General features: G+C 50.1%; 10 protein-coding genes. All 10 read left to right on the top strand.

Going from position 1 to position 12,453, the window contains the following annotated elements; genetic code table 11:
* Positions 1-303 precede the first annotated feature (303 nt).
* The 10 genes from DW931_RS03230 to DW931_RS03185 all read left to right on the top strand — a co-directional run bounded on the left by DW931_RS03230 (position 304) and on the right by DW931_RS03185 (position 12,433).
* The gene (locus DW931_RS03230; RefSeq protein ID WP_118482561.1) at positions 304-1,527 is read left to right on the top strand and encodes a type II secretion system F family protein; all 1,224 of its coding nucleotides are present in this window, start codon (positions 304-306) and stop codon (positions 1,525-1,527) included.
* A 17-nt stretch (positions 1,528-1,544) separates the two neighbouring features.
* On the top strand, positions 1,545-2,084 hold the full coding sequence (locus DW931_RS03225; protein WP_207664433.1) for a prepilin-type N-terminal cleavage/methylation domain-containing protein: 540 nt from the start codon (positions 1,545-1,547) through the stop codon (positions 2,082-2,084).
* Between the two features lie 215 nt (positions 2,085-2,299).
* Positions 2,300-3,082 (top strand): A24 family peptidase, encoded by a 783-nt coding sequence (locus tag DW931_RS03220; protein ID WP_118482486.1) that lies wholly within the window; start codon positions 2,300-2,302, stop codon positions 3,080-3,082.
* A gap of 38 nt (positions 3,083-3,120) precedes the next feature.
* Positions 3,121-4,080 carry a pilus assembly protein PilM gene (pilM, locus tag DW931_RS03215; protein WP_118482485.1) on the top strand — a complete coding sequence of 320 codons (960 nt, stop codon included), beginning with the start codon at positions 3,121-3,123 and terminating at the stop codon, positions 4,078-4,080.
* A 12-nt stretch (positions 4,081-4,092) separates the two neighbouring features.
* Positions 4,093-4,719: a hypothetical protein gene (locus DW931_RS03210; RefSeq protein ID WP_118482484.1), complete on the top strand. Its 627-nt coding sequence runs from the start codon at positions 4,093-4,095 to the stop codon at positions 4,717-4,719.
* Positions 4,716-5,411: a hypothetical protein gene (locus DW931_RS03205; protein ID WP_118482483.1), complete on the top strand. Its 696-nt coding sequence runs from the start codon at positions 4,716-4,718 to the stop codon at positions 5,409-5,411. Before DW931_RS03210 ends, DW931_RS03205 begins: the two co-directional genes overlap by 4 nt.
* A 3-nt stretch (positions 5,412-5,414) precedes the next feature.
* Positions 5,415-6,386: a hypothetical protein gene (locus DW931_RS03200; protein ID WP_118626898.1), complete on the top strand. Its 972-nt coding sequence runs from the start codon at positions 5,415-5,417 to the stop codon at positions 6,384-6,386.
* The gene (locus DW931_RS03195) at positions 6,376-6,801 is read left to right on the top strand and encodes a hypothetical protein (protein WP_147353583.1); all 426 of its coding nucleotides are present in this window, start codon (positions 6,376-6,378) and stop codon (positions 6,799-6,801) included. Before DW931_RS03200 ends, DW931_RS03195 begins: the two co-directional genes overlap by 11 nt.
* Before the next feature lie 11 nt (positions 6,802-6,812).
* The gene (locus DW931_RS03190; RefSeq protein WP_118482479.1) at positions 6,813-7,484 is read left to right on the top strand and encodes a type II secretion system protein; all 672 of its coding nucleotides are present in this window, start codon (positions 6,813-6,815) and stop codon (positions 7,482-7,484) included.
* A gap of 23 nt (positions 7,485-7,507) precedes the next feature.
* Complete coding sequence (locus tag DW931_RS03185) at positions 7,508-12,433, top strand: type II secretion system protein (protein WP_118626897.1); 4,926 nt, start codon at positions 7,508-7,510, stop codon at positions 12,431-12,433.
* Positions 12,434-12,453 lie beyond the last annotated feature (20 nt).

Here is a 12,453-nt window from a genome sequence, read left to right as displayed (position 1 = left end):
GTGTCAGGCGGGACGTACCATTTCCGCTCTGATGATCTATATACCAGAAATAGTCTGGAAAAGAAAAGTCAGATGTGTTGGTGAAAATATATACAAAAATAGATTGGCAAAAACAAAGCGTGTATAGAGAAAATAGCAAAAAATAAGCCAATTTAGATGTGTAAATTTGCATAAAATACCCAAAGGATTGACGGTATATTTACAAAAACAAACAAAGATGTTAAAATAATCATAAAAAGGATGCAGATGGCGATGTACATACAGATGGCGTACAGCTGAATCCTGTGGCTGGAGGTATGAGAGATGCCGAATTTTTCATATAAAGCGCTGGGACGGGATGGAAAAGAAGTCCGGGGAGTGCTCCAGGCTGAGAGTGAAGCGGCAGCCGCTTCCAGAATCCGGGAAAACTATCCGATTCTTCTGAGCATCAGTCAGAAGAAAGAGAAGAAAAGACCTGATGACGGCAGTCTCCTGGAGATGGAGATCGGAAGCAGGCGGATCAAGACGAAGAAGCTGGCGATCCTGTGTTCGCAGTTTGCGATCACTCTTCATTCGGGTATGACCGTGGCGCGCGCGATGCGTATGCTGGCAGCTCAGAATGAGGACAAGCGGATCCGGAAGATCATGGGGGCTGCGGCAGAGGAAGTAGCTGCCGGAAGTACCGTTGCGTCGGCGCTGGAAAAGTATAGCGACCGTTTTCCGCTCACGTTTATCGAGACGATCCGGGCAGGCGAGCAGTCCGGTACACTGGAACGATCCTTTGACCGGCTTCAGAAGTTTTACGAAAAGTCCTACAAGACGACGGAGAAGATCAAGGGAGCGATGACGTATCCTTTGTTCGTCGTTGCGATTGCGGTGGTTGTCCTGATTATCGTCATGGCGAAGGTTATCCCGACACTGGCAGATGTATTTACCGATCTGGGCGGTACGCTGCCGCTGATGACGCGGATGCTGATTGCGACTTCCCATTTCTTCGCGAAGTGGTGGCTGCTGATGCTGGCGGTGCTGGTGTTTTTGAAGATTGGTTCGCAGGTCTATGGCAATACGCCGCAGGGGCGAATTCAGAAAGCAAAGATCGCGTTATCCCTTCCACTTGTGGGCGTGATCAACCAGATGAACGGCGCAGCACAGTTTGCCAATACAATGTCGGTGCTTCTGGCAGCGGGTATCACGATCAATCAGGCGGTTGATACGACGGCGAAGGTCATGGACAATGCACTTCTGAGCGAGGATGTCCGCTCCATGCGGGCAGGGATCGAACAGGGACGCAGCCTGGTGGAATGTCTGCAGGGAAAGAGATATTTCCCGCTGACGATGGTCGATATGTGTTCCGTCGGAGAAGAAACCGGTGAACTCGAGGAGACACTGGACAATGTCGCCGATTATTACACCAACGAGGCGGATTACCGAATCCAGCGGCTTCTGGCACTGCTGGAACCGACGATGCTGGTGGTGCTTGCGATTTTTGCGGGTATCATTGTAGTGTCGATTTATCTGCCTATCTTTACAATGTATGATCTGATGTAAGAATTGACTGCACACATGTGAAATGTGATACAGCAGAGGCTGGATGGCGCAGAGGAAATTCTGTGTTCATTAATAAAATACTATACAATAAGGAGATTGATTTTATGAAGGGCTTAATCAAGAAAGTTCGTGAGAACAAAAAAGGTTTCACACTGGCTGAGCTGCTGGTGGTTGTTGCAATCGTGGGTATCCTGGTTGCAATCTCGATTCCAGTATTTACGGCACAGCTGAGCAAGGCTAGAAAGGCTACGAATCAAGCAAACCTGAGAGCTGCGAAGGCGGCAGCGGTTGCGGAGTATTTAACAGATGGAGATGTAAGTGTATCTACAAATGATGGTAAGGCAGTATATTATACATATGATATTAGTGCGGGAACAGCTACAAAAGGAGATATAAAGACTCTTGCGACTCCGGAAGGATATACTCCGATAAATAATTTAGATGAAGACGTAACAGGCGATTATAAATATACAAACATACAGGTAGCACTTACAATCAATAGTGATGATAGTGATTCTTTAGGTAACGCAGAGGTTACGTTGTATGCTAAGAAATAAGTAAACAGATAATTAAAAACTAGAACCACATACGTGGAAAAATGGATGGGGTTTTCCCATCCATTTTTGCTAAAAATATAAAAAGGTGTTAAAATCATTTTATTAAATAAGAATGATCCATACCGCACAAACCAACACCACCCACAAAAGGGTGTATTACTAAGGGGCAAGATAGCAGATAAGAGACGAAATCATAGACGGGAGAGAACGCGGCGATGCTGCATCAAACCACATTTTTAACGATTTACATATTAACTATAACATTTATCCTTGGCTGTGCCCTCGGCAGTTTCACAGACTGTCTGGCGGGGCGGATGCTTGCGGGGGCTTTGATCCTAAAGGGGAGATCGCACTGTGATGCCTGCGGGCATGTGCTGGGCGTGTCGGATCTGGTGCCGCTGTTTTCGTGGCTGTGTCTGCGGGGCAGATGCCGTTACTGTGGGGCAAAGATCCCGGCGGAATCGTTCTGGGCGGAACTTGTTTCGGGGATCGCGTGCTGTCTGATCGTGTACCGGTTCGATGTTTCGGTGCTGGCACTGCGGGGGATACTTCTGTGGATTGTGCTTTTGTGCCTGACGCTCACGGATCTGCATGCGTGGATCATACCGGATCGCCTGCAGGTGGCAGGAGTCCTGATTTTTTTCGGAACGGCAGTCTGTCTGCCGGAAACGGGCGCACAGATATTGCGTGGTGTTCTGACGGGGGCTGGCTTGTCGGGCGGTATGCTGGCACTTTCACTTTTATTTGACCGCCTGACGGGAAAGGAAAGCCTGGGAGGCGGGGATATCAAGCTCTTTTTTGTGACGGGGCTGTACCTTCGTTCTATCTGGGAGGTATTATTTTTTCTGATTCTCAGCTGTGTGCTTGGAATCGGATGTTCGTTGGTTTGGAGAAAGGGGAAAATCCCATTTGGACCGGCGATTGCGGCAGCTTTCTTTCTGATGCTTCTGTTTGGTGAACAACTGACAGGATGGTATAGGGGGCTGTGGCTTTTGTAAGCTGTACACGATAAAACTCTTTTAAGGGGAGTGCAGAGATGAAGAATTGTTTAGGAATTGAAATTGGACATTACCGTATCAAGATTGCATATGCGGAAAAGGGTGAACTGAAAGAGTTCATCAGCGAGCGGGTTCAGGGAATGGATCTGACCGATATGCACGTCTGTGCGGATTTGATAATGGATTTATTGAAGGAATATGCGATCCGGTGCCGGAATGTGGTATTTGTCATCCGTCAGGAGGATGTGTATGTGCGGCGGTTTGAGATGCCGCTGATGACGGAAGAACAGCTCCGGCTGAACCTGCCGTATGAGTTTCATGACTATATCGGCGGTGAGATGGACAAGTATGTTTTTGATTACGCGATGATTCAGACGAAAGAGGGGACGATGGATCTTCTTGGTGCGGCGTGCACGAAGACGCTGTCGCAGCAGTTTGAAAAGCTGGCAAAGATGGCGCGCCTGAAGCTCGTCGGCCTGGTCCCGGCGGTGCTTGGCCTGGAGCGGATTCTGGAGTATGCACAAGAGCGAAAGGATTACGCTGTTCTGGATCTGGGAACACAGGCGTTGCGGATTCATTTCTTCCGTGAGGGGGTTTATGATATTACCCGTACCATGGAGCCGGGCTGTGAGGAGATCGAGCAGATCCGTTTGGGAGATAAGAACAAGATGCAGGAACTGGGAATTGAGGCGGAGGAAGAAAACCGCGAGGAGACCGACGAAGAAAATCTGGCGGCTGTGCTGGAGGAGCAGTACCGGACCCGCGCCGTCCAGGTCATGCGAGTTTTGAACTTTTATAGCTTCAACAATGTGAATAATACGATCGACAGCCTCTATTATTGCGGCGGAGGCGCACGATACGGGGAATTGATCGATGCGCTGAAAGAAACGCTGGATCTGCCGGTGCGGAGTGTGGCGGAGCTTCTGCCGGAGGTCTCTCTGGATGAGGAAGACGAGTGGATCGACAGCCCGCAGGCATACGGTGTATTACTTGCATAAGGAGGAAGAGCGGTGGCTGATTTAAAATCAATCGCAAATATGCAGATTGGCGGTCCGAAGTATCCGAAAAAACGGCGTATCAATCTGTATCAGAAGCAGACTAAAAAAGGAAAAATAGCGGCGGAGCTGGGCGCGTTTGCCGTTTTTATGGTTTTTGTCTACGGATTTTCGAGATTTGGCGTAATGCTTCCCCTGCAGGAGGCAGACCGGGCAGAGGCGGTTTATGCGGCGACAGAGAAGGAGCTTCGTACATTGGAGAAATCCAACGAGGTGTACGGTGAGGTTCTGGCAGAGTACGCGCATTATGGAAATGGGTATCTGAATGAGGAAGAGAGTAAGCTTCCGGACCGCCGGATGATGCTGGATTCCCTGAAATCACAGATTTTCCCGCTGACGGCAGTTTCGAATGTTTCGATCACTTCGGATCAGATGTCATTGGAAGGAACCATTCCCAATGGTACACTCTTTCCGCAGCTGGTCCGTGATGCGGAGGCGGATCCGAATGCGCGCTATGTGACCGCTTCGCTGGAGGAAACAGTGAAGAAAGATGGCGAAGAGAGAGTTCTGGCATCCTTGAAGCAGGTGGGAGTGTCAATGGCTGTATTTTTTAACGAACCAGAAGAGGGCAAAGAAGAATGAATTCGTTAGGGAAATATGTATTAACAAAAACACAGAAAATAGTGCTGCTGGTTGTAGTCTTTGCCCTGATCGCGGGCGGCTACTATGCCGGATTTTACCTGCCGGTGCAGCGGCGGATTGAGGCGGCGGACACGGCGGAGCTGGATGCCCAGATTCAGCTGGAGCAGATGAAAGCGATGCAGATCCGGCAGATGGAGGAAGAGATCGAGGAAAACAAGGCATCGAATGCGCCGATGGTTCCGGCCTACAATCATTTCAAGACGGAGACGGAGGAGCTGAACCGTATTTTGGCGAATGCGTATGATTTTACTTTCCAGTATTCAGAGCCGCAGGTGGACGGAATGGAGATCCGCCGCGCGATGAATATTTCTTTTACGGCGGATTCGTTTGATCACGCTGTTTCGATGCTTCATGAGGTGGTCGAAGGACCGTACCGCTGTCTGATCGAGGATCTGAGCATTCAGGATGATAAAGATCTGGAAAATGAAGAGTTAGAGGATATCCGCATCCACTCAGTGGCGGTGGCGTTCCAGCTGACCTATTTTGAGACCCGCTACGATGCGGAATCGGAGGAAGGCCTGGAGCTGGAACCGGAGGAGACGCAGGCACCGTCGGGACTGGTAAATGCGGATGCGTCGAACCTGCAGCGTTCTGACCTTGAGACAGCGGCAGAGGCGGTGCTGGGAGAATAAAGCATGAAAAAAGCAGAGAACAGTGAAAAACGCCCGGAAATCTGGAGGCAGGTTTTCTGGCGTATGAAAAATCAGGATGGCGCCAGCTTGATGGCGGCGCTCCTGTTTTTTGTGTTTTGCGGGGTGGGCGCGTCGATCATTCTGGCGTCCGCTTCCGCGTCGGCTGGAAAGATCCGCCACCTGCCTGGGGAGGACCAGAAGCGGTATGCGGTAGATTCGGCGGCGGCATTTTTGCGGGATGAGCTGCAGAAGACGGAGAATATAGTCAAGATCAAGGAAGTGATCGTGGAGGACAGCCGGGAAGACGACATCGAGGACAATTTTTACTGTTATTACGTTGGCAGCCAGAAGAACATGGACAATGAGGCATCGTGGCAGAAGTTTTATGCGACGGATGCGGGTACGACGGGCACGGTGGGTGCGATCCTCGATTCATTGATCGTGGATATTTATAAAAATAATGAGTACGGGAAGCAGACGGAGCGGGATGATGCATCGGAGGAAGAAATGAGGACTGGCGGTTCAAACAGAGGTTTGAATGGCAGCTTAGGCGGCATTTCCAGAACTTCGGACGCGGATACGGTGTACAAAGAGTTTACCCTGACGGTAAAGAAATCTGGGACGAGTGGGAACGCGATTGCCCCATTAAAAACAAATGTGCGTTTGTGGATGGCGGATGATTATAAAATCACGGCGGTTATCTCGGATACACTGACGGCGGAAGATAAAAAGGAAGAGCGGTGCGAGAGACGGCTGGAGCTGGAGGCGCTTACATCTACCCAGAGCTGGGAGGATATAGTATCGGGAAATGAAGGAGATCCGGATGACAGCGGAGAGACCGGGCTGGCAGCTGCCGGAACGGAGGGTGGCGATTCGGGTGGGGAAGACGATTCCTACACGATCACGACCATCATCACGACGATCCGCTGGCAGAACGGAACAATAGAGAAGGAGCTGCTGCAGGATGATAAGTAGAATGGAATGGGCAGCTGGAAGAAAGCTGCGTGCCAATGCGGGAGAGACGCTGACAGAGGTACTGATATCGGTTCTTGTGATTGCACTGGGAATGACGATGTTTCTGAGTGCATTTCTGGCGTCCGGCAGGATGCTGCAGCAGGGCGAAGAGCAGATGGCGGGCTATTATGACAGCCGCAATCAGCTGGAGAACAACCGGACAGCGGAACAGGCGTCGGGCAGATATGTTCTGGAGCTGGAGGCATCTGGAACCGGCGGCATGAAGAAAAGCCTGGCGTCAAATGCCTACCAGCCAAGCACACAGACGAATTACCGGACGGGACAGTATCCGATCGTGCTGTATGTGAGCCAGGCTGATTCGGATGCAGAAGAGGAAGAGGTAAACTTACAAGATCTGCTTTACAGATACCGATAGAGGAGACAGAGATGGGACAGGAGAGAAGTGAATGCCGCAGATGCAGAAATAGGCATTGCAGGCAGCAGAAACAGACGGCATCCAGGGGTCACTGGAAGCTCTTTTCAGTATGTCAGAAAAAACTCCGGTCAAAGAACGGTATGACGCTGACGGAGCTGCTGGCGGCGATTGTGATTCTCGGCATGATCGGCACGGTGCTTGGCGGCGGCGTGATGATGGTAAAAAATGTTTACCAGAGGACGCAGGATCAGGCAGATGCAGAGCAGGCGCTGTCGCTCACGGCGCAGCTGATGACCGATGAATTTGCTAATGCGCTGGAAGTGAAAAATTCTGCTGGGACTTCCGAAACAGGAGAAATGGTAACACCTCTTTTGCGGAGTGGAAACAGCCACCTGTGGCTGCACTTTAGTGCGACAGACTGGTCTGGCACGGGCATTGAAAAATGGTATGGGGATTATACTTACGATGATGCGTATAATAAGATACCGCTGCTGACGCAGGCGGCGATCTCGGATGAATATTATACGGCATTTGACGGCTATACCTATTCGGAGGAGACGGCGTGCTTTACGGTTCAAAATCTGGCGATCTACCGGAAAAAAGATACGATGGGAACCTCCCGGAAAGCGGTGGTAAAGCCGATTAACCTGACCGTGCGTGCGGTCAACCTGGATCAGAAATAAAATTAAAAGAGGAACGAGGACAGATGGAGCAGAAGAGACAGAACAAACAGAAGAGAAGGGCGGCGTTTACGCTGGCGGAATTTTTGACGGTGATTGCGATTGTCGGTATTCTTGCCAGTCTTTCTTTTGTTGCGGTGATTCGTTATCAGAGAAAGCTCCGCCGTCTGGAGATGGATCAGACAGCGAAGGAGATCTTTCTGGCGGCGCAGAATCATCTGACACTGGAAGTCTCCAATGGGACGATTCCGCGTCTGCTCCATATGGAGGCACAGGGGGAATTTTCGGACGATCAAAAGCAGGCAAAACTGGGAATTTCGGTAGAAAATACAGTGATGGCGGAGGAGAAAGAGGGAAATATCTACGCGGTTCTCTATGTGCCGGAAAAACAGGCAGGGCAGCCTGAATCGGAACAAGAAGAGTCTGGCGGTGAGGCAGCGCTGGTGTCTGCGAATGTGACCGAGGAGATCCGGCAGCGCCTTCTTCCGTTTGGATCGATGGATGAGACTGTCCGTGCAGACGGGAGCTATCTTATTTTCTATGATCCGGAGGCAGGACTGGTCCGCGAGGTGTGGTATTCGGATTATTATCAGTTTGTGCAGACAGATATCGGAAGCGAGGCACTTCTGGCGGCGGCGTCTGATGCCGGAAAACGGGAGCGGTTTACGGGTGCTAACTCCAATTATAAGGATCAGAAGCTGCCGATCGGATATTACGCATCAGGAAATCTGGAAGTTCCGGAACTGCCGGTGGAGAAATTCGAGGCACCGACAGTGAAATTGGTGAATGATGATATTTTATATGCGGAAATCGGGGATCCGAATAAAAATGAACATTCGCTGAGCCTGTTTGTAAAGGGAGAAAAGAGCGGCACAACCGGCTACATCGAGGTCAATGCCCCGGGAAGCAGCCGTTCGGCGCGTGTGGCGAAGGTGTCCGGAACTTCGGGCGATTCGGATGGAACGTATCAGGTCATTCTGGATGACATAGCGGCGCCAGCCGGCACGGGCGGAAGTACAGGATTCAAATTTATGGATTTCAACCAGCCGGCACAGACGGATATGACATTTCAGCAGGATGAAAGAGGTTTTGCCTCCTTTATTCCGGGCGAAAATATCTTTGTGTACGCGCAGGTTTTCAACAATGAAGCGCTTTCGCAGGTTAAGACGAGCAATACAGATTCAGGCAGCAGCCTCTTTGCATCGATCGGTACGGACCGAAGCGTGGGGATCGGCAGCTTCCGCCATCTGGAAAATCTGGATGAGCGGGTTTCAGGCTGGGATCCGGATCAGCTGTACACGGGAGCGGTGACTACATCCAAAACGGTTACGGCGATGCAGAATAGCGATTTGACCTGGAAAGCGGGAGAAAACACTGCGGACGAGAGCGGTTACTGCGGACATGTGGCGAAGCTGCATACGGCATTTGGCTCGAATTTTTTGAATCAGAATGCGGAAACCATCTCAATTGCCTACCGGGTGACGGATGAAACGAATGCAGATCGGACGAACCCGACGGCACAGACATATACCACGGAGGCGGGAAGCTATCTTCCGCTTAGCCTGCCGTATCCACTGGACTATCAGGGAAATACATACCGGATTGATGGTTTGCAGGTAGGAAAAACGGCGGCAAGTTCAATCACAGCAGTAGATGGGACGGGCGGACTGTTTGGAACGGTAACGCAGGATATGAGTGTTAAAAACCTGCTGATCTGCCAGCCGGTGGTCCGGACGAAGGCGAATGCAGGCGCTTTGATCGGCGCGGTGACGCCGGGAACGGATTCCCGGGGAACTATAAAGCTGCCAACGGTGGAAATTAAAAAGGTGCAGGTGGAATATCCACAGGTGCAGGCAGAGCAGACCAGCGCTTCTGCCGGTGCGTTGATCGGCACATTTGAGGGCGGCAGTCTGACCGTCCAGGATGCGCTGGCGGAGAATCATTTCCGTGATAAGCTGGGAAGTAGCACAGAAAAAGCAGCCGATCTGAAGCTGGAGGAAGAAAGCAAATACCGGATCCGCGCTTTAAAGGGAACGGCGGGCGGCCTGATCGGCACGGCAAAGGGGAAAATTTCCCTGACCGACAGCGCAGCGGCGCTCTATGTGGAAGGTATGTACGCCGGCGGTCTGGTCGGAACTGCTGAGAAAGCAGCAGCTGTAGCCGCCGCAAGCGGTTCCACGGTGCAGATTCAGAGCTGTTATGTCGGCGGTCATACAGCAAACAAGAAGTTTGATACCTCCCAAAAACCAGGGAATGGGGCAAACGCCAATGCAGCCTTTGAGAATCTTACCGGACGTTATAACGTAGCGGCATATACCGGCGGATTCGCAGGGGGTCTCGCCGCACAGCTTCCGGCAGACAGTCAGATAGCGAATACATATGTGTCGGCGTCGGTGTATTCGCCGACGGCTGAGGAAAAATCGGATGAAACGGAAGGTGGAAGCGGTACGGCGGCGGATGAAACAGAGGATCCGGCGATGAAAGCACCTGCGTTTGTTGCGTTCTATGATTATGCAAGTAGAACGGATGGAATACTTCCATCGGAGACGAGTGGTACGGGGACGAACAAAAAATCAGTTTATCCGGGGTGCTATGTGTGCAGTAAGGTGAATGAGAAGTATGTGCTTGCATATGACGAGGCTCTTGCAAGTCTGTTTGGTGTAAAGGATCCGAATGCAGATAGCAGTGAGGAAGAAAATAAAGATACGGAGGAAAAGCGGAATACATATCCGTATGATCCGGAATTAAAGAAGGCAGAAATACCGATTTATCCGATGCCGACGATCCAGAAAGTAGCGGAAAAACTTGCTGCGCAGGACGCTTCAAAGGGATTTTCGTGGTTTCTGAATAACCATGTCGGGGACTGGGACAAGGGCGAGAACGAAGAGGCGCTGCATACTGGAAACAGGCTGTATATCGATTATGTCTCTCCGTCTCCGCTTGAAGAAAATCAGAGAATACATCTGATATTTTCGATTACCGGCGAATTGAGCGGTAAAACGATGTGGTATGTTCTCCAAGTCAATACGGGTGATTTGCAGGAAGATACTCTGAGAACGGGATCGAAATTTTGCTTTGTAGATACGGAAGAGAAAGCTGCCAGTTGTGCAGAAAATGAGATAAATGGCAGTTGGAAGAGCTTTGCTGAAGAAAACAGGGTAAATCGTTTTGAAATAGGCATAACGAAAGATAAGAAGTTGAAATTGCGTTTCTATCTGGATGATTTATCACGTGAGGGTGGAAATTTCTGTAGTCTGGGTACCTGGGGAGGTTATCAGCCGGACGATCACGGTTACATAAATGGAGAAAATGTTATCGTAAAATTGAGTGAGGATGGCTGTCCGCCGACAGAAAATGCAACGCTCTCATACAAGTTCAACAGCTGCTTTGCCGATGTAATTGAACGAAATGGTGATGGAACGGATACCTATACGGTTAAGGTCGCCAATGGACGTCATCTGCAGAATCTGAATTTCTGCGGAGAAGGCTATGGCGGTTTAAAGATCACACGGGTCATCCAGACCGATAATATTCTCTGGCAGGAGGATGATTCGATTACCTCACAGACGGAAGCGTATTGTAAAGAGGTGAAAGATGCATACGGAGAGATGATGATCTACAGTCCGGGAAATTCCAAGTATGAAGGTGGAAGTTTCTGGCCGATTAACAACCCGGATATTATCTCTTATGATGCGGAGGTGGATGAGAAAGAAAAAGCAAAACTGGGTGAATGTTATACGATTGCAGGCTTAAAGATAACTCCTGTTGCCTGGAATGGTGCGGCTTTATTTCAGAAGACGGATCATCTGACGATATCAAACTTGAATCTGAAGGATCTGGACATTTCCTGTCAGGGGCAGAATACAGCAGGGCTGGTGGCACAGGCAGGCACTTCGGCGGACAGCTATCTAACGATTAAAAATATCCATATATATGGAGAAAAATCCCGGATTTCTGGAACGCTGGCAACAGGCGCGGTGGTTGGAAGCACGAATAGTGGCAGTCTGACACTCGACCATGTAGTTGTGGATGCATCGACGCTGCAAATAAGTGGAGGAAAAACCGGAGGCTTGATCGGGGAAGCAAAAGTAAGTGATTTAGTGATGAATCACGTATATGTTTCAGGAAAAAATGCACGGATACAGGGAACCGATGCTAGCGGAGGTCTGGTCGGCTTTGCCGAGAGCTCTGGTCAGATGAAGTTGGAAAACAGCTTCTTCTCTGGGTATGTGGATACAACTGGAACCGCCGGAGGTTTGTATGGATACCTGAAAAACAACCAGAATGGCAGAACTGCCGGGAAAGAATTCAGCATTGAAAACAGTTATGTCGGCGGACGGAACCGCTCTTACGGTTATACGGAAAGTGGTGCGGAAGTGCTGTCAGATAGAAAGAATGTGTCAGGCGGCTGGTGTGCCGGAGGCCTCGTGGGGTGGATGGATGGTCCGATTTCGGTAATACAGAGTTTCAGTGCAGCGGATGCGTGTGGAACGAATACATATAATGCCATCGCAGGCGGTTTATTTGGAAAATATGATTCTGCAAAACTGGTTCTTTCGAACTGCTACACAACAGGAAGTGTGAAAGCGGCTGGAACCTCAATGTTCCTTGGACACTATATTGGTCAGTTGAACAATACCTGGTGGCAGGGCGCACAGCTGGAAGCTGGCAGTCTTTCGGTTCCGGAAGAATGCTGGTATCTGCCGAAGTTAAGCGAAGCAATCATCGGCGTACCTTATGTAGACAGCAACTCTGTAAAGGACAGCTATTTCAGTATTACCAGGACAGGTGCCGCTGACCTGTCGTCCAAAACAGGCACCAATGGCGTTGATCAGACGATCGCAATAGATGATTCTCTGCAAGGAAAAGCATATCCATATCCAATTTGGACGATCTATGAACCAACAGCTTGGCAGACTGGCACACGCCTGTATGTGGGCGACTGGGATTAGGAAATTAAGAAAAATTAGAA

The sequence above is a fragment of the Clostridium sp. AM43-3BH genome (assembly GCF_003479985.1).
Lineage (GTDB): Bacteria > Bacillota > Clostridia > Lachnospirales > Lachnospiraceae > Otoolea > Otoolea fessa.
Note: the sequence above shows the minus strand (reverse complement) of the source record. Positions and strands in the feature narration are given on the sequence as shown.